The sequence below is a fragment of the Pseudomonas sp. 02C 26 genome (assembly GCF_002843585.1).
GTDB classification, from domain to species: domain Bacteria; phylum Pseudomonadota; class Gammaproteobacteria; order Pseudomonadales; family Pseudomonadaceae; genus Aquipseudomonas; species Aquipseudomonas shirazensis.
In genome coordinates, this window is record NZ_CP025262.1 from 1,308,424 (window position 1) to 1,329,419 (window position 20,996).

24 protein-coding genes are annotated in these 20,996 nt (G+C 62.8%); 13 read left to right on the plus strand and 11 right to left on the minus strand.

Going from position 1 to position 20,996, the window contains the following annotated elements; genetic code table 11:
• Window positions 1-17 precede the first annotated feature (17 nt).
• The gene (locus CXQ80_RS06020; RefSeq protein ID WP_101317484.1) at window positions 18-950 is read left to right on the plus strand and encodes a D-2-hydroxyacid dehydrogenase; all 933 of its coding nucleotides are present in this window, start codon (window positions 18-20) and stop codon (window positions 948-950) included.
• Between the two features lie 49 nt (window positions 951-999).
• Here the strand turns inward: CXQ80_RS06020 and CXQ80_RS06025 are convergent, their stop codons facing one another.
• Window positions 1,000-1,593: a nitroreductase family protein gene (locus tag CXQ80_RS06025; protein ID WP_101317486.1), complete on the minus strand. Its 594-nt coding sequence runs from the start codon at window positions 1,591-1,593 to the stop codon at window positions 1,000-1,002.
• Window positions 1,594-1,738: 145 nt separating this feature from the next.
• Here CXQ80_RS06025 and CXQ80_RS06030 point away from each other — a divergent pair, with 145 nt between their 5' ends.
• Together CXQ80_RS06030 and CXQ80_RS06035 are read left to right on the plus strand one after the other, a co-directional pair.
• On the plus strand, window positions 1,739-2,188 hold the full coding sequence (locus tag CXQ80_RS06030) for a YcgN family cysteine cluster protein (RefSeq protein ID WP_101317488.1): 450 nt from the start codon (window positions 1,739-1,741) through the stop codon (window positions 2,186-2,188).
• A gap of 41 nt (window positions 2,189-2,229) precedes the next feature.
• Complete coding sequence (locus tag CXQ80_RS06035; RefSeq protein ID WP_101317490.1) at window positions 2,230-3,438, plus strand: hypothetical protein; 1,209 nt, start codon at window positions 2,230-2,232, stop codon at window positions 3,436-3,438.
• 144 nt (window positions 3,439-3,582) lie between these two features.
• Here CXQ80_RS06035 and CXQ80_RS06040 read toward each other — a convergent pair whose 3' ends face one another.
• The 3 genes from CXQ80_RS06040 to CXQ80_RS06050 form a co-directional block, all read right to left on the minus strand.
• A complete protein-coding gene (locus CXQ80_RS06040) occupies window positions 3,583-3,930 on the minus strand; it encodes a DUF2892 domain-containing protein (RefSeq protein ID WP_101317492.1) in 348 nt (115 codons plus the stop codon).
• 84 nt (window positions 3,931-4,014) lie between these two features.
• Window positions 4,015-4,485, minus strand: a complete 471-nt coding sequence (locus CXQ80_RS06045; RefSeq protein ID WP_101317494.1) for an RNA methyltransferase — start codon at window positions 4,483-4,485, stop codon at window positions 4,015-4,017.
• 60 nt (window positions 4,486-4,545) lie between these two features.
• On the minus strand, window positions 4,546-4,911 hold the full coding sequence (locus tag CXQ80_RS06050) for a YajD family HNH nuclease (RefSeq protein ID WP_101317496.1): 366 nt from the start codon (window positions 4,909-4,911) through the stop codon (window positions 4,546-4,548).
• Between the two features lie 132 nt (window positions 4,912-5,043).
• Here CXQ80_RS06050 and CXQ80_RS06055 point away from each other — a divergent pair, with 132 nt between their 5' ends.
• A complete protein-coding gene (locus tag CXQ80_RS06055; RefSeq protein ID WP_101317498.1) occupies window positions 5,044-5,322 on the plus strand; it encodes a hypothetical protein in 279 nt (92 codons plus the stop codon).
• Here CXQ80_RS06055 and CXQ80_RS06060 read toward each other — a convergent pair.
• Entirely contained in the window at window positions 5,319-5,786 is a 468-nt protein-coding gene (locus CXQ80_RS06060) for a cyclic nucleotide-binding domain-containing protein (RefSeq protein WP_101322960.1), read from the minus strand. The two genes, CXQ80_RS06055 and CXQ80_RS06060, sit on opposite strands and share 4 nt — an antisense overlap.
• Before the next feature lie 91 nt (window positions 5,787-5,877).
• A complete protein-coding gene (locus CXQ80_RS06065) occupies window positions 5,878-7,917 on the minus strand; it encodes a S9 family peptidase (RefSeq protein ID WP_101317500.1) in 2,040 nt (679 codons plus the stop codon).
• A gap of 124 nt (window positions 7,918-8,041) precedes the next feature.
• Here CXQ80_RS06065 and CXQ80_RS06070 point away from each other — a divergent pair, with 124 nt between their 5' ends.
• Genes CXQ80_RS06070 through CXQ80_RS06095 form a run of 6 tightly spaced genes read left to right on the plus strand, consistent with a single transcriptional unit; the run spans window position 8,042 to window position 12,274 of the window.
• Window positions 8,042-8,539: an MFS transporter gene (locus tag CXQ80_RS06070; protein ID WP_101317502.1), complete on the plus strand. Its 498-nt coding sequence runs from the start codon at window positions 8,042-8,044 to the stop codon at window positions 8,537-8,539.
• 15 nt (window positions 8,540-8,554) lie between these two features.
• Entirely contained in the window at window positions 8,555-9,328 is a 774-nt protein-coding gene (locus CXQ80_RS06075) for a class II glutamine amidotransferase (protein ID WP_101317504.1), read from the plus strand.
• A 9-nt stretch (window positions 9,329-9,337) separates the two neighbouring features.
• Window positions 9,338-9,859, plus strand: a complete 522-nt coding sequence (locus CXQ80_RS06080) for a DUF2937 family protein (RefSeq protein WP_101317506.1) — start codon at window positions 9,338-9,340, stop codon at window positions 9,857-9,859.
• 59 nt (window positions 9,860-9,918) lie between these two features.
• A complete protein-coding gene (locus CXQ80_RS06085) occupies window positions 9,919-10,671 on the plus strand; it encodes a 5-oxoprolinase subunit PxpA (protein WP_101317508.1) in 753 nt (250 codons plus the stop codon).
• Window positions 10,668-11,363, plus strand: a complete 696-nt coding sequence (gene pxpB / locus CXQ80_RS06090; RefSeq protein ID WP_101317509.1) for a 5-oxoprolinase subunit PxpB — start codon at window positions 10,668-10,670, stop codon at window positions 11,361-11,363. Before CXQ80_RS06085 ends, pxpB begins: the two co-directional genes overlap by 4 nt.
• Entirely contained in the window at window positions 11,360-12,274 is a 915-nt protein-coding gene (locus CXQ80_RS06095; RefSeq protein WP_101317511.1) for a biotin-dependent carboxyltransferase family protein, read from the plus strand. The genes pxpB and CXQ80_RS06095 overlap by 4 nt, the downstream gene beginning before the upstream one ends.
• A 15-nt stretch (window positions 12,275-12,289) precedes the next feature.
• Here CXQ80_RS06095 and CXQ80_RS06100 read toward each other — a convergent pair whose 3' ends face one another.
• The 3 genes from CXQ80_RS06100 to CXQ80_RS06110 form a co-directional block, all read right to left on the minus strand.
• The gene (locus tag CXQ80_RS06100; RefSeq protein ID WP_101317513.1) at window positions 12,290-13,468 is read right to left on the minus strand and encodes a VWA domain-containing protein; all 1,179 of its coding nucleotides are present in this window, start codon (window positions 13,466-13,468) and stop codon (window positions 12,290-12,292) included.
• A gap of 12 nt (window positions 13,469-13,480) precedes the next feature.
• Entirely contained in the window at window positions 13,481-14,326 is an 846-nt protein-coding gene (locus tag CXQ80_RS06105) for a MoxR family ATPase (protein ID WP_101317515.1), read from the minus strand.
• 134 nt (window positions 14,327-14,460) lie between these two features.
• Window positions 14,461-15,534: a DUF748 domain-containing protein gene (locus CXQ80_RS06110; RefSeq protein WP_101317517.1), complete on the minus strand. Its 1,074-nt coding sequence runs from the start codon at window positions 15,532-15,534 to the stop codon at window positions 14,461-14,463.
• Between the two features lie 125 nt (window positions 15,535-15,659).
• Here CXQ80_RS06110 and cysK point away from each other — a divergent pair, with 125 nt between their 5' ends.
• Both cysK and CXQ80_RS06120 read left to right on the plus strand, forming a co-directional pair.
• Window positions 15,660-16,634, plus strand: a complete 975-nt coding sequence (gene cysK / locus CXQ80_RS06115; protein WP_101317519.1) for a cysteine synthase A — start codon at window positions 15,660-15,662, stop codon at window positions 16,632-16,634.
• A gap of 229 nt (window positions 16,635-16,863) precedes the next feature.
• Window positions 16,864-17,799, plus strand: coding sequence for an aspartyl/asparaginyl beta-hydroxylase domain-containing protein (locus CXQ80_RS06120; RefSeq protein WP_101317521.1), 936 nt, complete (start codon window positions 16,864-16,866; stop codon window positions 17,797-17,799).
• Window position 17,800: 1 nt separating this feature from the next.
• Here CXQ80_RS06120 and CXQ80_RS06125 read toward each other — a convergent pair whose 3' ends face one another.
• Both CXQ80_RS06125 and CXQ80_RS06130 read right to left on the minus strand, forming a co-directional pair.
• On the minus strand, window positions 17,801-18,271 hold the full coding sequence (locus CXQ80_RS06125; protein ID WP_101317523.1) for a DUF4265 domain-containing protein: 471 nt from the start codon (window positions 18,269-18,271) through the stop codon (window positions 17,801-17,803).
• Window positions 18,268-19,164, minus strand: a complete 897-nt coding sequence (locus tag CXQ80_RS06130; RefSeq protein ID WP_101317525.1) for a DMT family transporter — start codon at window positions 19,162-19,164, stop codon at window positions 18,268-18,270. The genes CXQ80_RS06125 and CXQ80_RS06130 overlap by 4 nt, the downstream gene beginning before the upstream one ends.
• Window positions 19,165-19,277: 113 nt before the next feature.
• Here CXQ80_RS06130 and aceK point away from each other — a divergent pair, with 113 nt between their 5' ends.
• A complete protein-coding gene (gene aceK / locus CXQ80_RS06135) occupies window positions 19,278-20,996 on the plus strand; it encodes a bifunctional isocitrate dehydrogenase kinase/phosphatase (RefSeq protein WP_101317528.1) in 1,719 nt (572 codons plus the stop codon).

Below are 20,996 nucleotides of genomic sequence, written 5' to 3' on the forward strand. Positions count from 1 at the left end.
CAAGGTTGTCTTTTGAGATGCGCGTTCTGATCGCTGAACAGGATCATGCCAACTATGCCGGCCTGCTGGCCGCTGCCGCCCCCGACCTTGAAGTGCTGACCAGCGGTAACTCCGCCGAGTTGGCGCTATTGGCGCCGCAATGCCCGGTGTGGCTGGGTCAGCCAGACCTGCTGGCGACCCTGCTGCGCCAAGGCCATAAGCCAGAATGGGCGCAGTCGACCTGGGCGGGGATTACCCCGCTGCTGGCCGACGGCCTGACGCGTGACTACCGCCTGACCCGCGCTGTGAGCATCTTTGGCCAAGTCATGGCCGAATACATGCTGACCTACATGCTTGGCCACGAGCGCGAGGTGTTGTCGCGCCTGGTCAGCCAGGTCGAGCGGCGCTGGGATGAACGCCCTGGGCACAGCCTGCAAGGGCGCCAGGTGCTGATCGTTGGCACGGGCGATATCGGCCAGCGTGTGGCGGAGTTCCTCGTGCCGTTCGGCGTGACCCTGTACGGCGTTGCCAGCAGCGCCCGCGAGCAGGCGCCGTTTGTTGAAGTGGTTGGGCTCGATCAATTGCCACAGCGAGTCGAGCAGGCTGATTACGTAATCAACCTGTTGCCTGATACCCCGGCCACCCATGACCTGTATAACGCCGCCCTGTTCAAACGCTTCAAGCCCAGTGCGCTGTTGATCAACGCTGGTCGCGGTGTTTCGGTGGTGGACGCCGACCTGGTCGCAGCGTTGAAGGAAGGTCATCTGGCCGGCGCCGTGATCGACGTATGCCGGCAGGAGCCGCTGCCGCAACAACATCCGTTCTGGACGGCGTGGGGTTTACTGCTGACCGGGCACAGCTCCGCGCCGACCTCGCCTACGGCGATGGTGCGTTTGTTTGTCGAGAATCTGCGGGACTATTTAGCGGGGCAGGCACTGCGCGGCGAGGTGGATTTCCAGCGCGGTTATTGATGTGTAGCGCGGGGCGTCTGGAGCAAGCGTCGCCTCGCGCTGCGGTAGATCAGAGGCTGAAATCGCCTTCTGCAGCCAGCTCGGCCAGTGGCTTGCGCGGGCTAGGTACTTCACGGGCCTGCAGGCCTTCGGCGAGCGTGGCCTTGTCGCCCAGCTTGCCGATCGCGACCATCGCCTGCAGCTCATAGCCTTCGGGGATCTTCAGTTGTTCGCGGGCCATCGCCTGGTCAAAGCCGGCCATGCCGTGGGTGTGCCAACCGCTGAGGCTCGCTTGCAGCGCCAGGTGGCCCCAGGCCGAACCGGTATCAAATGCGTGCCACAATGCTGGCGACTCTTCGCTGGCACCGGGTGCGATAAAGCTGGTCTTGGAAATCACCAGCACCAGCGCCGAGGCGTGCTGGGCCCAGCTGCGGTTGAACGGCACCAGCAGCTCCAGGTAGCGCTGCCAGTTTGGCGTGTCGCGACGGGCATAAAGGAACCGCCACGGCTGCGAGTTATAGGCCGAAGGCGCCCAGCGCGCCGCTTCGAAGAAGCTCAGCAGGGTTACTTCGCTGATCGGCTCGGGGTTGAATGCGCGGGGCGACCAGCGATTGATGAACTGCTCGTTGATGGCGTAATCGGCAACGCGTGGGTTGGCGCTCATGACAGCTCCTGCAAGACACAAGGGGAAGCCGGCACGCTACTGCGTCTGGACACCCCTGACAAGCGGTCTGGCTTTGCCCAAGGCCAGGCTCTAGACTGGCGCCGCCGCCTGCTGCGGCCCAAGAACAACTGCGAGAAACCGTGTGATGATGGCCCAGACTGCGCCCTTCTGGCAGCGCAAGACGCTCGATCAACTCGACCCGCAAGAGTGGGAATCACTCTGCGATGGCTGCGGCATGTGCTGCCTGCAGAAACTCGAGGACGAGGACGACAACAGCGTCTACTACACCCGCATTGCCTGCAAACTGCTCGATCTGAACAGTTGCCAGTGCAGCGACTACCCTAATCGCTTCAAACACGTGCCCGACTGCATCCAGCTCACCCCGGGCAAGGCCGATCAGTTCAAATGGTTGCCGCCGACCTGTGGCTATCGGCTGGTCAGCGAAGGCAAGGACCTGCCCGCCTGGCATCATCTGGTCTGTGGCGACCGCACCCAGGTGCATGAGCAACGTATTTCGCAGTCCGGGCGCATGCTCAGTGAGAACGATGTGGCTGAAGACGACTGGGAAGACCATTTGATTTTCCGCGCCGGCTGAGCGCCGCGGTGATTGGCCTGTGCCGAACAAGGAGTTTGTCTATGCGTTGCCCTTTGCTGCTTGTTCTGGCGCTGGCGGCTTGCTCGCCAGCCTGGGCCAAGAAGGTCGATCTGGATTACCAGGTGCGCCTGCTGCCCAACAGTGGCCAGGCCGAAGTACGCCTGACCCTGGCTGATGGCAGCGCGGTGCGTAGCCTGGATTTTGCCTTGGGCAAGGCCAATGCCTACAGCGGTTTTCAGGCCGACGGCCAGTGGTCACAGCAGGGTGAGCGTGGCGTGTGGCGCCCGGCTGCGGGCAAGACCAGCCTCAGTTACCGCGTCCGGCTCGACAGTGCTGCATCAGGGGGTGCCTTCGAGAGCCGCATGACCGCGCATTGGGCGGTGTTCCGTGGCGATCAGTTGGTGCCGCCGGCACGTCTTGATCAACAGGACGGCACCGAGTTGGTAGCGCGCCTGGCAGTCGAGCTGCCTCCCGGCTGGAAGAGCGTGGAAACCGCCTGGCCGCGGATCGGCCAGCACAAGTTTCGTATCGATAATGTCTCGCGCCTGTTCGATCGGCCGACTGGCTGGATGCTCGCCGGTAACCTCGGCAGCCGCCGCGCGCGCCTGGGCGAAACCGACGTCACCGTGGCCGCGCCGCAAGGGCAGGGCATGCGCCGGATGGACACGCTGACGTTGCTGACGTTCGTCTGGCCTCAGTTGCAAGCGGTGTTCCCGCGCAATCCGCCCAAGTTGTTGCTGGTTGGCGCACGCGATCAGATGTGGCGGGGCGTGCGTGGCGAGCACAACTCATTGTTCATCCACAGCAACCGCGCCTTGATCAGCGAGAACGGCAGCAGCCCACTGCTGCGTGAGCTGGTCCAGCTGTTTGCGCAGATCAAGGTGCGCGATGACAGCGACTGGATCAGTGAAAGCCTGACTGACTACTACGCCACCGAACTGCTACGCCGGGCCGGCGGCATCAGTGATGATCGCTATGATGCCTGGCAGGCACGCCTGCACAAACAGGGCGCCAAGGTCACTCGGCTGGTGGCCAGGCAGGCTAACGCCGGGCAGATCGCGCGAGGCGTGCAGGTGTTGCAGGCATTGGATCGGGAGATCCGCCTGCACACTCAGAATAAACGCTCACTGGACGACGTCACCCAGGCGTTGATGCGCATGCCGAGTGTGAATACTGCAGAGTTCATCCAGATCAGCGAGAGCGTGCTTGGGCGCAGCTCAGACGTGCTTCAGAGCAAATTGCTACGCTAGCCCTGCTTGCACGCAGTTGGTGTAGGAGCGGCCTTGTGTCGCGAAAGGGTCGCATAGCGACCCCGGCATTTTGTGGTGCTGCAGAAATCCTGGGGCCGCTGCGCGACCCTTTCGCGATACAAGGCCGCTCCTACACAGGGCGTGTTACAGCTTCGGGGTATGGACGGGGTCGTCACCGGTTACGGTTACGCCGCGGGTAGCAGCGTCGGCACTGGCGCGAAGCACTTCCAGCTCGGCGGCGCCACGGTCAATGTCACCCTTCAGACGCTGGTATTCCTGACGATGACGCAGCCACCAGGCCTTGGTCGCACAACGGCCCTTGACCCCGCGTGCCAGCGCTAGGCCGCCAACGGCAACCTGCAGCAGGCCGATCACGCCGCCGTGGCGCATACCTTTGCTGATCATGAGGGCGCCACCGGCCAAGGAACTGGCGCGTTCCCAGCCATGCACGTTCTTTTCCTCGGTATGGGCATTGGAATCTAGATCAAGCATGAGCAGAGCCTCCAGGTAGGTTGGTAAATAACTGACCCTGGCGGTTGTCGCGCCGTTCATTTCATATGCCCAGCGGCCTGCCTGTTACTTGAATTTAGGCCCCGAGCGGGTGTTCAGGCCCTTGGCCAGGCGGTCGTAAAGCACCACGTTGACGGTTGCCGCAAGGTTCATGCAGCCTTCGGTGGGGATATAGATGGTTTCTTCGCACCAGGCGCGCACGTTTTCGTCGAGGCTGCCGTCTTCCGGGCCGAAGATATAGATGGCGCGATCAGGGTGGGTGTATTCAGGCAGGGGGCGGGCGCCGTCGACCAGCTCCACCGCCACCGGCGTGCAGCCCAGCGGGATGATGCGTTGCAGGTCGTCGATGCCGATCAGCGGAATGTCGTAATGCACCCGCTTGGTGTCGGTGACGAAATCACGCGCGCGCTCATACCGCTTGCCGGTGTAGAACACCGAACTGACGCCGTAACAACCCGCAGCGCGCATCACCGAACCGACGTTCTCTGCAGACTTGGGGTTGAACAGGCCGATGCAACTGTACCGTTTGTTCGCCACGTGCCGGGGCCCTTCGCAAAAAAAGACGCGATTATACGGGGTTGCCCGACCGCTGTGGGCTCAGTCTTTCTTGAGCAGACCGGCCAGCCCGGCGAACGGGTTGTGGGTAGCCTTGGCGATGCTCGGGGTGGCGGTCGAGCCTTCGCTGAAGTACTGCTGATCGGTGTAGCGCGAGTGCTCGTTGTCGTGGCAGTAAAGGCACAACAGCTCCCAGTTGGAGCCGTCCTGGGGGTTGTTGTCGTGGTTGTGGTCGCGGTGGTGCACGGTCAGTTCGCTCAGGCGCTTGCCTGCGAACTCACGGGCGCAGCGGCCGCAGACGTGCGGGTACATCTTCAGGGCCTTGTCGCGGTAGCCCATTTCCTTGTCGCGCTTGGCGTCAGCGATGATGCGGTCCAGGCGGGCGGTGGCGGAGAGGGTGGAACTCATGGTGTGACCTTTCTTGTAATCAGGCTGATGACGGTTATGGCGTTGAGTCTAGCGTGGTTACAGGCCAGGCGGACAGGCAAAAACCCGCAGATGGGCGTAGCCTGTAGATGAATTTTCGACAGGAGGTTGCCGATGCTCCACGCGATCCTCAGCGTACTGATCCTGCTCGCCGCGCCGCTGGCCGACGCTGCCGGGCAACAGCCACGCATTAGTACGCCGGTGCCCGGTGCTCCGGGTACCGCCACGCCCACGCCGTATCCGCAGATCACCCCGAGCGCGCCACCCAAAGCCTACGACAATCAACCCGGTGGGCCGCTGTTGCCACCGATGCCGCTGCCTAGCCCGCGCCGGGACGAGCCGCTGCCCGGCTTGCAGCAGGACGCGCCCAGGCCGCAGGGCAAAGACGACTAGACCTGCGCCAGGCGCTGGCCGTCCTGCATGCGCAGGCGTTTGGACAGCGCCACGGCGAGTGCGCGAATGATCCGCGCAGCGATGCGCGGCGCTTCGTTGAGCATCTTCTCCAGCGAATCCTTGCCCAGCGTCAGCAGCTGGCATTCGCTGGCGGCCACGCAACTGGCCGAGCGCCGCTCGCCGTCGAGCACCGCCATTTCGCCAAAGGCGCCACGGCGCAATACGGCGATTTCGACGGCCTGGCCACTGCTGTCGGTCTTGCGCACCGAAACCTGGCCGCGGTGCAGAATGCACATGAACGTGCCGGCGTCGCCCTCGGCAAAGATAGTCTCGCCGGCGCTCATGTTGCTCAGGCTGAAATAGCCGGCAGCGGCAGCAAATTCGCTGGCCTGCAAGGTGTCGAACAGGCCGCAGTCCATGAGCATGTCGCGGATTTCGGCATTGAGGTGGGAATGGTCGGACATGGTCTGGTCTTCTGCGCTTGGCGTGGCAGCGTTGATCACGCGGCCACGCAAGATTGTTCACGGTTGTGCATAGGACAACAGCAAAGCCGGTTTACACCACGCCGAGCTCATTGAGTACGAACGCATATTCCAGCGCTACATCGCGCAGCCCCTGATAGCGGCCGCTCATGCCACCATGGCCTGCACCCATCTCGGTCTTGAGCAGCAGCAGGTTGTTATCGGTCTTGAGCGTGCGCAGGCGTGCTACCCACTTGGCTGCTTCCCAATACTGCACACGGCTGTCGTTGTAGCCGGCCACTACCAGCATCGCCGGGTAGGCCTGAGCCTTGACGTTTTCATAGGGCGCGTACGCCTTGATCCTTGCATGCACCTCGGGTTGTTCAGGGTTGCCCCACTCGTCGTACTCGGTCACGGTCAGCGGCAGTTCAGGGTCGAGCATGGTGTTGAGTACATCGACGAACGGCACCTCGGCAATCGCGCAGCGGAACAGCTGCGGGCGCAGGTTGAGCACCGCGCCGATCAGCAATCCACCGGCGCTGCCGCCGCTGATCGCCAGTTGTTCCGGGCGGCTGACACCGGTTGCGATCAGGTGCTCGGCGCAGGCGATGAAGTCGTCAAAGGTGTTCTGCTTGTGTTCTTGCTTGCCAGCGCGGTACCAGGCCTCACCCAGCTCGCCGCCGCCGCGCACATGGGCAATGGCAAAGGCCACGCCGCGCTCGAGCAGGCTCAGCCGCGCATGGGAGAACCACGGGTCGAGGCTTTCGCCATAGGCGCCGTAGCCATACAGATAGAGTGGCACCGTCTTGCCGACGTCGTCGCGGCGGCGTACCAGGCTGATCGGGACTTGGGTGCCGTCGTTGGCAGTGGCCCACAGGCGTTCGCTGACGTAGGCGTCGGCGTCAAAGGCACCGAGCACCGGGGTCTGCTTGAGCACTGACTGCGCGCCGTTGGCCAGTTCCAGCTGGCGCACCTGGGCCGGGCGATTGAGTGCCTCGTAGCGCAGGCGGATGCGCGTGCTGGCAAATTCCAGGCTGTCTTGCACGTATAGGCTGTAGGCCGCATCCGGCAGCTCGACGCGGTAAGGCGCTTGGCTTTGCGGGCGTACTTCAATGATGGGCAGGCCGCCTTCACGCAGGCTCAGCGCCAAGGCACTGGCATTCAGGCTGAGGCCTTCGAGCATGATGTTGTCGCGGTGGGCTACCAGCACCTGCCACTGTGCACGGCTGGGCACTGCCGCAGAGGGCGCCTGGTACAGGGCGAAGTTGATACCGTCCTGGTTGCTGCGGATAAACCAGCGCCAGTCGCCATCGAGCTGGCCGTGATCGGGGAAGTATTCATGGCCTTCTTCGCGTGCAGCCAGGCAGGTGAACTCGGCCAACGGCGTCTCGGCATCCAGCACCCAGGCTTCGCTGGTGGTCTTGCTGTTGAGCAGCAGGATCAGCTGGCGCTCGGAGCTGGCTCGGTAGCAGTGCAGAAAGAAGCGCCCGTCGTCTTCTTCGAACACCGTATGCGCATCAGCCTCGCCCAGGCTGAACCGGCGCAGGCGGCAGGGGCGATGGGTGTCGTCGAGTTCGGCGAAGAACAGCGTGCGGCTGTCGTTGGCCCAGGTCATGCTGCCGTCGCAGTCCTCGAAGGGCAGGGTGGTGATGGCGCCAGTGGCCAGGTCCTTGACATACAGCGTGTAGGTTTCTTCGCCATTGGTGTCGAGGCTGTAGGCCAGCAGCTGGTGGTCGGGGCTTACATTGAACGCGCCAAGCGACAGGAAGCCGCCGGCCGCCAGCTCGTTCGGGTCAAGCAACAGCTGTTCGGCGCTGGTGTCGACGGTGTTGGAATCATCTGCCGGGCGTGGGCAGCGGTAGTGGCGCGGGTACTCATCGCCAGCAGTGGTGCGGGTGTAGTACAGCCATGGCCCCCACGGCGAGGGCAGCGACAGGTCGGTTTCCAGAATGCGCCCTTTGATTTCCTCGAACAGCTGCTCGCGCAACGGCGCCTGATCGGCCAGGCAGGCCTCCTGATAAGCGTTTTCGGCCTGCAGGTAGCCGAGCACTTCGGCGCTGTCGCGCTGCTGCAGCCAGGCGTAAGGGTCGTTACCGGGGGCTTGCTGGGCGATCGGGGCAGTAATAGCGGGCATGTATGGTCTCTGGCGAAAGCGAATAGGGCCGGGCGACAGTGGCACCGGTGATCACGGGCAGACAGGCACCTGTGCCTAAAAGTGTTTATCATAGGCATCTCTTCGCCTGGCTTGCACGAACACCATGACCGAGAACGACTATACCCTTGCCTGGGGCCTGTATGCGGTGGCCGCCATCGGCTGCCTGCTGGTGACCTTCAAGCTGACTGGCTGGATGTGGCGCTGGCTGCGCGAACCGCTGCGGGTGCTGGTTGCGGTGCTGCTGCTGACGCCGACGATTGTCGACCCGGTCAAGGAAAGCTTCGCCCCGGCCATTGCCATCAGCGCGCTGGATATCGCCTTCAAGGTTGGCAACAACGCCTGGCGCGCGGCGTCCGATCTGGCCATGTACGGCATGATCGCCTTTGCTTTGTATCTGTTGTTCGTGCTGTTGCGCTGGCCGCTGGAAAAACGCGCCCGTGAGCGCCGCGAGCAAGCTGATGCAGCTGCCAAGCGGCAAGCCGCAGAAGACAGCGAAGTGCTGGTCGAGGCGCCGGTTGCCGCCGATCGCCACGACCGTTACCGCAATGATCCGCCGGCACCGGCCGCGCCTGGCCGTGGCCGGGTCGAGCCACGTCTCTGAGGGGAGCTGCAAGGCATGTGCGAACTGCTCGGCATGAGTGCCAACGTCCCCACTGATATCGTTTTCAGTTTTTCCGGGCTGATGCAGCGCGGCGGCCGCACCGGGCCGCACCGCGATGGCTGGGGCATCGGCTTTTACGAAGGGCGCGGCCTGCGCGTGTTTCAGGACCCGGCAGCGAGCAGCGAGTCGGAAGTCGCCAAGCTGGTGCAGCGCTACCCGATCAAGAGCGAAGTGGTGATCGGCCACATCCGCCAGGCCAACGTCGGCAAGGTCTGCCTGAGCAACACCCACCCGTTCGTGCGTGAGTTGTGGGGGCATAACTGGTGCTTCGCACACAACGGCCAGTTGCCGCAGTTCAGCGGCCAGCGCACCTTCTACCGGCCGGTCGGTGATACCGACAGCGAGGCGGCCTTCTGCGACCTGCTCAACCGCGTGCGCGATGCCTTCCCCGAGCCGGTCGAGGTCGAGCAACTGCTGCCGGTGCTGGTCGAGGCCTGCGCCGAGCACCGCAGCAAGGGCGTGTTCAACTGCCTGCTGAGCAACGGCGACTGGCTGTTCTGCTTCTGCTCGACCAAGCTGGTGCACATTACCCGCCGCGCGCCGTTTGGCCCGGCCCGGCTCAAGGACGTCGACATGATCGTCGACTTCCAGGCCGAAACCACGCCCAATGATGTGGTCACGGTGATCGCCACCGAGGCCCTGACCGAGAACGAAACCTGGAACCGCTACGAACCCGGACAATGGGCGTTGTGGCGGCATGGCGAATGTATCGCCCACGGGCAAAGCTAAGGACGCGGCATGTTCAGAAGTTATCTGCGGTTGCTGTTGTTCACCTGCGGCCTGCTGGCCGGCATTCAGGTCCCTGGCCTGGTCAAGGATTACGGCCAGCGCGTCGAGGCCCGTGTGCTGGAGTCGCGCGAGGCCTTGTCCGGCTTCCAGGAAACCGCCCAGCGCTTCTTCAAAGGCGACCTGCAAGCGCTGCTGCAGCATTACCGCACCAGCGAGGATCCGGTATTCATCAGCGATGCCAACAGCATCGAGAGCCTGCTGGTCCGCAACCAGTTGCTGGAAAACGAGTGGCAGGCCATGCAGGGCTCGTGGCTGAGCCAGAGCTGGCACGTGCTGGCGCAGGCTGACCCGCAATTGCGCGAAGAGACCCTGAACAGCTACAGCTACCAGATTCTGCTGGTGCCCGAAGCCATCGGCTGGGGCCTGAGCGCAGGCTTTGTGCTGGCGTTCGTGGTCGAAAGCGTGCTGGTGCTGCTGGGCTGGGTCATCCTTGGCGGGCGGCGCAAGGTGGTCAAGGAAAGCTGGCGCTAAGCCGGCTGGCCGCCTCGGCGCCGCCGTACTCTGTTCTAGTCGATTCAGGAGTCCGCCCGATGCAAACCCTGCTTCTCAACTGCGACATGGGTGAAAGTTACGGCAGCTGGCGCATGGGTCTGGATGCCGAGGTCATGCCCTACATCGACTGCGCCAATATCGCCTGTGGTTATCACGCGGGCGACCCGAGCATCATGCGCCGCACCGTGGCCCTGGCCCTGCAGCATGGTGTGACCATTGGCGCGCATCCGGCCTATCCGGATCTGGTCGGCTTTGGTCGTCGCTCGATGGCCTGCAGCAATGAAGAAATCCGCGATCTGTTGCACTACCAGATCGGTGCACTGGACGGCATCTGCAAGGTCCAGGGCGGGCGCGTGGCGTACGTCAAACCGCACGGCGCACTGTACAACGACATGATGGCCGACCCAGTGAAATTGCGCGCCGTGCTCGAAGCCGTAGCCGCCTACGACAGCAGCCTGCCGCTGATGCTGATGGCTACTGCTGATGACCGTGCGGCGCAGCAGCTGGGCGAGGAGCTGGGTGTCACCTTGTGGTTCGAGGCATTTGCCGATCGTGGCTACACGGCCAGCGGCCACCTGCTGTCGCGGCGGCTGCCGGGGGCGGTGCACCATGAGCCGGCGTTGATCATCGAGCAGGCGCTGCGCCTGGCCCGTGGCGAGACGTTGCTGGCAGACGACGGCAGCGCGCTGCGACTGAACGCCAGCACCTTGTGCGTGCACGGCGACAACGACAGCTCGCTGGCGGCGGTACGGCAGATTCGCCAGGCCCTGGATGCGCTGGTGCAGCCATGAACCTGCGCATCGAGGCGGTGGCCATCGACAGCCTGATGGTGCGCCTGTTCGATCGCATAGATGAAGCCAACATGCCGTGGATCCTCGCTGCCAGCCAGCGCCTGAGCAGTGCCTTGGGCGCCGATCTGGTTGACCTGGTGCCGTCCTATACCACCGTAATGGTGCAGTTTCGGCAGTCGCCGACTGCGGCGCGAGGGCTGATTATCGAAGCGCTGCAAAATCTGCAGCCGGATGCAGGCGCGGCGGGGCGCAAGCACGAAATTGCCGTGTGGTATGACCCCAGTGTCGGCCCCGAATTGCCATTGCTGGCAGCGCGCAGTGGGCTGTCCGAGGCCGATGTGGTGCGCCTGCACAGTGAGCGTGAATACCCGGTATTTGCCCTTGGCTTTGCCCCAGGGTTCGGCTTCATGGGGCTGGTCGATGAACGCCTGGCCACGCCACGGTTGAGCACCCCGCGCAAGCGTGTGGCTGCAGGCAGCGTCGGCATTGCCGAGCGCCAGACGGCGGCCTACCCGGCAGTGTCGCCGGGCGGCTGGAACCTGATCGGGCGCACGCCAGTACGTCTGTTTGACCGCGAGCGCGAGGGCTACAGCTTGTTGCAGCCGGGTGACCATGTGCGTTTCGTCGCGGTGGACCACGCCGAATTCATCAGCCTGGGTGGCGACGACAGCCCGCTGGAGGGCCAGGCATGAGTCTGTTGATCGAGGCCAGCACGCCGCTGTGTCAGCTGCAGGATGGCGGGCGCTTTGGCGTGCGCCATCTCGGCGTGACCCAGGGCGGGGCGCTGGATTGGGTGGCGCTGCACTGGGCCAACTGGCTGCTGGATAACGCCTTGCAGGCGCCGGTGGTGGAAATTCCCTTGGGTGGTTTCAGCGTGCTCGCCCAGCGCGACTGCTGCCTGGCCTTGGCGGGCGCTGATCTGGATGCACGAATCGATGGCCTGCCGCTCAAGCCCTGGCGCAGTTTTCATCTGCGTGCAGGGCAGCGGCTGAGCTTTACCCAGCCTCTGCACGGTGCTCGTGCTTATCTGGCCGCGCTTGGTGGTTTTCAGGCCGAGGCGGTAATGGGCAGTTGCGCCACGGTTGTACGCGAACAGCTGGGCGGGCTTGATGGCCAAGGTTCGGCGCTGCTCAAGGGGCAGTTGCTGGCATGCGCCGAGGGCCTGCCGGCCGAGCGCGAGGTGCCAGCACAATCAAGGCCGGTGTACGCCGCCAAGCCTGCGCTGGATCTGGTAATGGGCGCGCAACTGGGGCAGTTCAGCGGCACCAGCCTGTTCGAGGCGTTCAACCGGGACTGGACCCTGGACAGCCGCGCCGACCGCATGGGCATGCGCCTGCTCGGGCCGCAACTGGTGTACCAAGGCGAACCGATGATCTCGGAGGGTATCCCGTTGGGCGCCGTGCAGGTTCCACCGGATGGCCAGCCAATCGTGTTGTTGAACGACCGGCAGACCATTGGCGGCTACCCGCGGCTAGGTGCATTGACGCCCTTGGCGCTGGCCCAGTTGGCCCAGTGCCTGCCGGGGGGGCAGCTGCGCTTCAGAGCGGTGCTGCAGGAGTTCGCCTGGCAGGAGCAGCAGGCTTACCTGCAACGCTGGAGCTGATCTGAACGGCCGGGGTTACTTGGCCAGGTACTTCATGGCGTCTTCCAGGCCCTGCAAGGTCAGCGGGTACATCTTGTCTTCGATCAGCTCGCGGATCAGGTGAGTCGACGTGGTGTGCTCCCAGGCCTGTTTGGGGTACGGATTGATCCACACCACCTTCTTGAATTTTTCCTTGATCCGCCGCACCCAGACATACCCGGCTTCCTCGTTCCAGTGCTCGACACTGCCGCCGGGCTGGGTAATTTCATACGGCGCCATGGCCGCGTCGCCGACGAACACCACCTTGTAATCATCGCCGTACTTGTGCAGCAAGTCGAAGGTGGCGAAGCGCTCGGCGTTGCGCCGCAGGTTGTTCTTCCACACCGACTCATACACGCAGTTATGGAAGTAGTAATACTCCAGGTGCTTGAACTCGGTCTTGCACGCTGAAAACAACTCCTCGCAAATGCGCACGTGGGCATCCATCGAGCCGCCTATGTCGAACAGCAATAGCAGCTTCACCGTATTGCGCCGCTCCGGGCGCATCTGGATATTGAGCAGGCCGGCATCGCGGGCGGTGTGGTCGATGGTGCCGTCGATGTCGAGCTCTTCGGCCGCGCCCTGGCGAGCGAACTTGCGCAGGCGGCGCAGGGCCAGCTTGATGTTGCGGGTGCCCAACTCGACCTGATCATCGAGGTTCCTGTACTCGCGCTGCTCCCAGACCTTGACCGCCTTGCCGCGGCGCTCGCCGGCGTCGCCAACGCGAATGCCTTCAGGGTTGTAGCCGCCGGAGCCGAACGGGCTGGTGCCGCCGGTGCCGATCCATTTGTTGCCACCGGCATGGCGTTTTTTCTGTTCTTCGAGGCGTTTCTTGAATTCTTCGATGAGCTTGTCCAAACCGCCCAACGACTGGATCTGCGCGCGTTCCTCATCGGTCAGCGAACGCTCGAACTCCTTGCGTAGCCAGTCTTCAGGGATCAGCGCCTCAAGGTGCCGGTCGAGGTTTTCCAGGCCTTGGAAGTACGCTGAAAAAGCCCGGTCGAACTTGTCGAAGTGGCGTTCATCCTTGACCAGAATGGTCCGCGCCAGAAAGTAGAACTCGTCCATGTCGGCGAATACCACCCGCTGCTGCAGGGCATTGAGCAGGTCGAGCAGTTCACGCACCGACACCGGCACCTTGGCCGCGCGCATTTCGTTGAACAGGTTGAGCAGCATGACTGGCTCCTGTCAGCGATTACCGCGCCGGCTCATGAACGCCAGGCGCTCGAGCAACTGCACGTCCTGCTCGTTCTTGACCAAGGCGCCGGCCAGCGGCGGGATGGCCTTGGTCGGATCACGCTCGCGCAGGACCGCTTCGCCGATGTTGTCGGCCATCAGCAGCTTGAGCCAATCGACCAGCTCGGAGGTCGAGGGTTTTTTCTTCAGGCCCGGCACCTTGCGCACATCGAAGAACACATCCAGCGCCTCGCTGACCAGTGACTGCTTGATGTTCGGGTAGTGCACATCGACGATCTTCTGCAGGGTGTCGCGATCAGGGAAGGCGATGTAGTGGAAGAAGCAGCGGCGCAGAAACGCATCCGGCAGCTCTTTTTCGTTGTTGGAGGTAATGATGATGATCGGGCGCTGCTTGGCCTTGATGGTCTCGTCGATTTCGTAGACGTAGAATTCCATCTTGTCGAGTTCTTGCAGCAGGTCATTGGGAAACTCGATGTCGGCCTTGTCGATCTCGTCGATCAGCAGAATGACCCGCTCTTCAGCCTCGAAGGCTTCCCACAACTTGCCCTTTTTAAGGTAGTTGCGCACATCGTGGACCTTGTCCACACCCAGCTGCGAGTCGCGCAGGCGGCTGACCGCATCGTACTCGTAGAGGCCTTGATGGGCTTTGGTGGTGGATTTGATGTGCCAGGTGATCAGCTTCGCGCCAAACGATGCCGCCAGTTGCTCGGCGAGCATGGTCTTGCCGGTGCCGGGCTCGCCTTTGATCAGTAGCGGGCGTTCGAGGGTAACTGCCGCATTGACCGCCAGTTTCAGATCATCGGTGGCGACGTAGTCGCGGGTGCCTTCGAACTTCATCAACCAATCCTCTGCAAGTGTCTGGGCCGGCCCAGGCAAGGCTATCTAAATGTGTACTGGACTATACGCCGCACCTGGGCAGCTGCAAACGCAGACCGGGTATTCAGTCTCTGAATGGTGCGTCGCGCCGCCTTTCATTCAGTGTCAGGCGCGGGCCTTTCATAGCGCGCACTGAACGCCTGGATGAAGCCATTGCGCAGGATCTGCAGAAACGCCTCGAAGCCATTGATGTTCTGCTGATGCACACTGCCGCTGAGCTCGACGCGGGTGGCGAACTGGTTTTCCGGCTGGTTTTTCAGCACGGTTTCGGTAGTGCCGACCACCGCTTCCCAGATCGAACGGAAAAAGCTTTTGTCTTTGTTCTCGACGTCTTGCTGCCAGTTGAATACTTCCACATTGCGCAGCAGCGGTTTGATGTAGCCCTTGAGTCGGCCTTTTTCGGCCTGAGCCTCGATCACCACGTCGCCGTTGCCGGCATTGAAGTCGAACTTGCCATAGGCACTGGCAAAGTCATTCATCTTGCGCAGTTCAATGCCAGTGGCGCGCAGGCGGAACTCGAAATCATCGAAGTCGCTGAACGGGTCAAAGGTCGCCTTGCTCTCCACCTTGGCATCGCCGAGCAGGCGCGCGGTGCCTTCGAAGCTGGCGTCGCGGCGGCCCTCGGCATCGCGCACATTGGTCAGGTTGCGGATGCTCGCCTGCAACTGCGTGGCCTTGAGCGTTACCGGCGGCTTGGAGTTGAAGTTGCGGAAGGTCAGCGTACCGTCATCGATGCGCACTTCGTTGAGGGTGATCGGCAGCAGTTTTTCCAGCTGCTGGCGCCAGTCGGTGCCTTGACCGGTCTGCGAGTTCTGCTTGTTGCCACCGTCGACGAAGTTAAGCTCCGGGCGCAGGAAGGTCACCTCGGCCACCACTGCGTGGTCGTACCACAGCGAATGCCAGCTCACCGAAAAGTCGACTTTCGGCGCATCGACAAACGGCACCGGTACCTTGCCAGTGGTCTTGACGATCTTAAGGCCGTTGATCTGGTAGGCGCCGCGCCACCACGCCAGGTCGACGTCGCTGACCTGGCCGCGGTAATCACCCATGTCGGCCAGTTTTTCGTTCAAGTAGTCCCGCATCAGGTAGGGCAGGGCCAGGTGCACGGCAAGCAGTATCACAAGCAGGCTGACCAGGGCGACCAGTGGCCGGCGATAGCGGGCTGTCATGAGGGCTCTCCAAAGCAGGTTGAGCGGTTGACCGCAGGCATCGCCGGGGAGTTCGACCGGGCTTTACGCTGCTGGCGGGCAGGCTTACCCTTGAGGCTTTCCCCGCTCGGTTAAGGACCCTGCCAATGAGCCGTATCTACGCAGACAACGCCCATTCCATCGGCAACACGCCGCTGGTGCAGATCAACCGCATCGCCCCGCGCGGGGTGACCATCCTGGCCAAGATCGAGGGGCGTAACCCCGGCTACTCGGTCAAATGCCGGATCGGCGCGAACATGGTCTGGGACGCCGAAGGCAGTGGCAAACTCAAACCGGGCATGACCTTGGTCGAGGCGACTTCGGGCAATACCGGTATCGGCCTGGCCTTCGTTGCCGCCGCCCGTGGCTACAAACTGCTACTGACCATGCCCGCTTCGATGAGCCTGGAGCGGCGCAAGGTGCTCAAGGCGCTGGGCGCCGAGCTGGTGCTGACCGAGCCTGCGCTGGGCATGAAAGGCGCCATCGACAAAGCCAACGAAATCGTTGCTTCGGACCCGCAGATGTATTTCCAGCCTGGCCAGTTCGACAACCCGGCCAACCCGGCTATCCATGAAAAAACCACCGGCCCGGAAATCTGGAACGACACCGACGGCGCGGTTGACGTGCTGGTTGCAGGCGTCGGCACGGGCGGCACCATCACCGGTATTTCCCGTTACATCAAGCACACCCAGGGCAAGCCGATCCTGTCAGTTGCGGTCGAGCCGGTGGCCTCGCCCCTGATCACCCAGGCGCTGGCCGGCCAGGAGCTCAAGCCCAGCCCGCACAAGATTCAGGGCATTGGCGCCGGGTTCATCCCGAAGAACCTTGATCTGTCGATTGTCGACCAGGTCGAGACGGTCAGCGATGACGAAGCCAAGGCCATGGCCCTGCGCCTGATGCAGGAGGAGGGCATTCTCTGCGGTATCTCCTGTGGTGCAGCGATGGCTGCGGCCGTGCGCCTGGCCGAAAAGCCAGAGATGACCGGCAAGACCATTGTGGTGATCCTGCCCGACTCGGGCGAGCGCTATCTGTCGAGCATGCTTTTCTCTGACCTGTTTACCGAGCAGGAAAACCAGCAGTAATATCAGGTGTCATGGCGGCCCTTGAGCAAACCGAGAGCCGCCTTGGATTCCCGGGGCAGGGCGTGTACCGCGCAATTGCCTGACCCCGCGCAATACCCCGCGAAAGCCTTTATTACAAAATCTTCAACATTGCTATCCGGCGCAACCTGTTTTTACTGCGGGCGGATGGGTTTATGATGTTCGGCTATCTGCAAGTGATGGCCTGATTTCCTACTCCAAGGAGTGTTGCATGAGCTTTTCCTTTGTCGCCAAGGCGGGTGTCCTGCTGGTGTTCTTCGGCAGCGTGCTGTACGTCCATTTGCGCGGCAAGGCGCGCTTGCCCGTGCTGCGCCAGTTCGTCAACCATTCGGCGCTGTTCGCCCCCTACAACAGCCTGATGTACCTGTTCTCCGGCGTGCCGTCCAAGCCATACCTGGATCGCCAGCGCTTCCCTGAGCTGGATGTGCTCAAGGACAACTGGCCGGTGATCCGTGAAGAGGCCATGCGCCTGTTCGACGAGGGCTACATCCGCGCCGCCGAAAAAGACAACGACGCAGGCTTTGGCTCATTCTTCAAGAAGGGCTGGAAGCGCTTCTACCTGAAGTGGTACGACAAACCGCTGCCGTCGGCCGAGGCGCTGTGCCCGAAGACCGTCGAGCTGGTCAGCAGCATCCCCAGCGTCAAGGGCGCGATGTTTGCCCTGCTGCCAGGTGGTAGCCACCTGAACCCACACCGCGACCCGTTCGCCGGTTCGTTGCGCTATCACCTCGGGCTGTCCACACCCAACTCCGACAACTGCCGCATCTACGTCGACGGCGAGCCGTATGCCTGGCGTGACGGGGAAGACGTGATGTTCGACGAGACCTTTGTGCACTGGGTCAAGAACGAGACCGACGTCACTCGGGTGATCCTGTTCTGTGACATCGAGCGGCCGCTGACCAGCCCGCTGATGACCCGCATCAACCGTAAGGTCAGTGCCTTCCTCGGCCGTGCTACTGCACCGCAGAACACCGATGACGAGCGCGTCGGCGGGATCAACCAGGCCTATGCCTGGAGCAAGCGCTTCAGCAACAAGCTCAGCACCCGGGTCAAACAGTTCAAGCGCGCCAACCCGAAGGCCTACCGCATTCTGCGGCCGATCCTGGCCGTACTGGTGGCTTACCTGCTGTATCGCTGGTTGTTCTGACTCAGCGAAACTCTGCGGGGATGGCGTGGCGCAACACGCCTTCCTCGAACTCCAGCGTTCCAGCTTCGCGCTGGGTCAGCAAGTAATAGAGCAAGGTGTCGAGCGACTGCGTCGGCGGCACCTGCACGGCCAGCATCTTCACCGCCTGCTCCACTTCGCTGGGGCAACCGAACTCGCTCAGCGCTGCGCGCACCGGCTCCAACGCCCCAGCTAACTTGACCAGCACGCGAAACACGCTGGCGCCGCCACTGTTGCTCAACGCCGCAAACCACACCTCGCCATCGGCTTCGCTGACGCTGATCAGGTCGCCGGGGGCGATGCCGTAGGCGTAGAACGGGATGCTGTCGATCAGGTAGCCAGCCTCTGTCTGCTGCGCCCACAGCCCTTCCACAGAAGCCGGAGGGTAGCCTTGCGCATCCTGCTCCAGGCGGAACAGGATCTTTTTGAACACCGGCGAGTGCTCCGTGCTCATGAGCGCGCCTGCGCCAGCGCGCGCGGTGCAGGCCTGAGTACCAGCCACAGCGCGACGCCGATCAGCAGCCCGCCGTACAGGTGGCCCATCGACAGCGACTCATCCAGCAACCAGGCGCCCCACAGCACGCCGAAGACCGGGATCAGGAAGGTCACGGTACTGGCCTTGACCGGGCCGATCTCGGCCAGCAGGCGGAAGTACAGGATGTAGGCAAAAGCCGTGCATAGCAGGCCCAGCCCGAGCAACGACAACCACACCTGCCAGCCGCCCCAACTGGCAGGTGGCTGGCTGAGGGCGCTCCAGGCGAACAGTGGGCTCAACAGCAAGGTTGCGCCGAGCATGCTGCCCAGGGCCGACAGGCGGCTGTCGAGGCCGCTGATCCAGCGCCGCGCGAGGTAGCCGGCAAAGCCGTAGCAGGTGGTCGCGGCCAGGCACGCCAGCGCGCCTTGCACCAGGGCCAGGTCCAGTGCCACCGGGCCGGCGCCACTGAGGATGCCGACGCCGAGCAGGCCAAGAAAAATCCCCGCCAGCTTGCTGACCGTCATTGGCTCGTGGAAGAACAATGCGCCGATCAGCACGCCCATCAGCGGCGTGGTGGCGTTGAAGATCGCCGAGTAACCCGCAGGCAGCACCTGCGCGGCCACCGAGTAGAACGTCGCCGGGATGCCCGAGTTGATCATGCCCAGCAGCAGGCAGGCGCCGAGCTTGCCGTTGAACTGCCATGGCACACGCGCCACGGCCAGGATCGCGATCAAGCCCAGGCACGCGATCGAGACCCGGAAAAACGCCGTCGGTACCGTACCGAGCTCCGGGGCGATGATGCGCATGAACAGGAAACTGGCCCCCCAGACAGCGGCAAGGGTCAGCAGGCGGGCGAGGGCGATGGGGCTCACGGGGTCTCCAGAATCAGGGCAGGGTGGGAGTGTACGTGAGTGCGCTGGACAGGTTCTTGTCCTTTCTTGCTGCGCTACTAAGCTGAGCGCTTGAACCCTGCAGAGGCATCGGTATGTCCCAGCACTGGCCCGCCAGCGAAATCGCCCGCAGGGTACTCGATGGCTTCGATAACTACCGCGAGCACTTCCGGCAGATAACCCTGGGTGCGCGCGAGCGATTCGAGCACGCTGACTGGCACGACAGCCAGCGGGCTGCAGCAGCGCGGATCAGCTTGTATGAGGAGAAGGTCGTCGAGGTCAACGGCTGGCTGCACAAGGGATTTGCCGAGGCGCTATTGCTCGATGTCGCACAATGGCCGTTGGTCAAAAGCGCCTACGTTGGGCTGATTGACCTGCGGCTGGACGATGAGCTAGCCGAGACCTGGTACAACTCGCTGTTTTGCAGCCTGTTCAGCCATGACCTGATCAGCGACAGCTGCATGTTTATCCACACCACCCGGCCGGCCCTGCGCGACCATCAGCGCGCTGCACAGACGCGCATTTATCAGGCCGACGGTAGCTTGAGCGGGTTGTTGCACCGGGTGTTTGCCGAGTACCCGTTCAGTGTCGACTATGCGGACTTGCCCAGCGACGTCAGCCGCCTTGAACAGCAACTGCGCCGCAGCTTGCCCGACTGGGTGTGCAAGGACCCGAGCCTGGCACTGGAGCTGTTTGCGCCAGTGCTGTACCGCAACAAAGGTGCGTATCTGGTAGGCCGTTTGTATACCCGGGATGAGCAGTGGCCACTGGTGATCCCACTGCTGCACCGCGAAGGTCATGGCCTCGAGGCGGACGCGGTGATCACCGACGAAGCCGAGGTGTCGATCATTTTCTCTTTCACCCGCTCCTATTTCATGGTCGATGTGCCGGCGCCGGCGGAGTTCGTCAGCTTTCTCAAACGTATTCTGCCCGGCAAACATGTGGCCGAGCTGTATACCTCGATTGGCTTCTACAAGCATGGCAAGTCGGAGTTCTATCGGGCGCTGATCAATCATCTGGCCAGCAGCGACGACCGCTTCGTCATGGCGCCGGGTGTGCGCGGCATGGTCATGAGCGTGTTTACCCTGCCGGGCTTCAGTACGGTGTTCAAGATCATCAAGGACCGTTTCGCACCGTCAAAAACAGTCGACCGCGCTACCGTGATCGACAAATACCGCCTGGTAAAAAGCGTCGATCGGGTCGGGCGCATGGCCGACACCCAGGAGTTCGCCGACTTTCGCTTCCCGCGGGAAAAGTTCGAGGCCGCGTGCCTTGCCGAGTTGCTGGAAGTGGCCCCGTCCACCGTGGTGCTGGAGGGCGACACGGTGCTGATCCGCCACTGCTGGACCGAACGGCGGATGACACCGCTGAATCTGTATCTGGAACAGGCCAGCGACGCCCAGGTGCTGGAGGCGTTGGAAGATTACGGCCTGGCGATCAAGCAGCTGGCGGCGGCCAATATCTTCCCCGGTGACATGCTGCTGAAGAACTTCGGCGTAACCCGCCATGGGCGGGTGGTGTTTTACGATTACGACGAAATCTGCTTTCTCGATGAGGTCAACTTTCGCCATATCCCGCCGCCGCGCTATCCCGAAGACGAGATGTCAGGCGAGCCGTGGTATTCGATCGGCATCCATGATGTGTTCCCGGAAGAATTCCCACCGTTTCTGTTCGCCGATATCGGCCAGCGCCGCCTGTTCAGCAAGCTGCACGGGGAGCTATACGACGCCGATTACTGGAAAGGGCTGCAGGCGGCCATTGCCGGCGGCAAGGTCATCGATGTGTTCCCTTATCGACGTCAGCCGCGCGAATGA

Bases quoted from the DNA above. Each gene is read 5' to 3' on its own strand.
- CXQ80_RS06070 (WP_101317502.1), top strand. From the start codon at position 8,042: ATGACCGAGAACGACTATACCCTTGCCTGGGGCCTGTATGCGGTGGCC.
- CXQ80_RS06085 (WP_101317508.1), top strand. From the start codon at position 9,919: ATGCAAACCCTGCTTCTCAACTGCGACATGGGTGAAAGTTACGGCAGC.
- CXQ80_RS06055 (WP_101317498.1), top strand. From the start codon at position 5,044: ATGCTCCACGCGATCCTCAGCGTACTGATCCTGCTCGCCGCGCCGCTG.
- CXQ80_RS06020 (WP_101317484.1), top strand. From the start codon at position 18: ATGCGCGTTCTGATCGCTGAACAGGATCATGCCAACTATGCCGGCCTG.
- aceK (WP_101317528.1), top strand. From the start codon at position 19,278: ATGTCCCAGCACTGGCCCGCCAGCGAAATCGCCCGCAGGGTACTCGAT.
- pxpB (WP_101317509.1), top strand. From the start codon at position 10,668: ATGAACCTGCGCATCGAGGCGGTGGCCATCGACAGCCTGATGGTGCGC.
- CXQ80_RS06065 (WP_101317500.1), bottom strand. From the start codon at position 7,917: ATGCCCGCTATTACTGCCCCGATCGCCCAGCAAGCCCCCGGTAACGAC.
- CXQ80_RS06110 (WP_101317517.1), bottom strand. From the start codon at position 15,534: ATGACAGCCCGCTATCGCCGGCCACTGGTCGCCCTGGTCAGCCTGCTT.
- CXQ80_RS06050 (WP_101317496.1), bottom strand. From the start codon at position 4,911: ATGAGTTCCACCCTCTCCGCCACCGCCCGCCTGGACCGCATCATCGCT.
- CXQ80_RS06035 (WP_101317490.1), top strand. From the start codon at position 2,230: ATGCGTTGCCCTTTGCTGCTTGTTCTGGCGCTGGCGGCTTGCTCGCCA.
- CXQ80_RS06040 (WP_101317492.1), bottom strand. From the start codon at position 3,930: ATGCTTGATCTAGATTCCAATGCCCATACCGAGGAAAAGAACGTGCAT.
- CXQ80_RS06075 (WP_101317504.1), top strand. From the start codon at position 8,555: ATGTGCGAACTGCTCGGCATGAGTGCCAACGTCCCCACTGATATCGTT.
- CXQ80_RS06120 (WP_101317521.1), top strand. From the start codon at position 16,864: ATGAGCTTTTCCTTTGTCGCCAAGGCGGGTGTCCTGCTGGTGTTCTTC.
- CXQ80_RS06100 (WP_101317513.1), bottom strand. From the start codon at position 13,468: ATGCTGCTCAACCTGTTCAACGAAATGCGCGCGGCCAAGGTGCCGGTG.
- CXQ80_RS06060 (WP_101322960.1), bottom strand. From the start codon at position 5,786: ATGTCCGACCATTCCCACCTCAATGCCGAAATCCGCGACATGCTCATG.
- CXQ80_RS06080 (WP_101317506.1), top strand. From the start codon at position 9,338: ATGTTCAGAAGTTATCTGCGGTTGCTGTTGTTCACCTGCGGCCTGCTG.
- CXQ80_RS06105 (WP_101317515.1), bottom strand. From the start codon at position 14,326: ATGAAGTTCGAAGGCACCCGCGACTACGTCGCCACCGATGATCTGAAA.
- CXQ80_RS06030 (WP_101317488.1), top strand. From the start codon at position 1,739: ATGATGGCCCAGACTGCGCCCTTCTGGCAGCGCAAGACGCTCGATCAA.
- cysK (WP_101317519.1), top strand. From the start codon at position 15,660: ATGAGCCGTATCTACGCAGACAACGCCCATTCCATCGGCAACACGCCG.
- CXQ80_RS06095 (WP_101317511.1), top strand. From the start codon at position 11,360: ATGAGTCTGTTGATCGAGGCCAGCACGCCGCTGTGTCAGCTGCAGGAT.
- CXQ80_RS06025 (WP_101317486.1), bottom strand. From the start codon at position 1,593: ATGAGCGCCAACCCACGCGTTGCCGATTACGCCATCAACGAGCAGTTC.
- CXQ80_RS06125 (WP_101317523.1), bottom strand. From the start codon at position 18,271: ATGAGCACGGAGCACTCGCCGGTGTTCAAAAAGATCCTGTTCCGCCTG.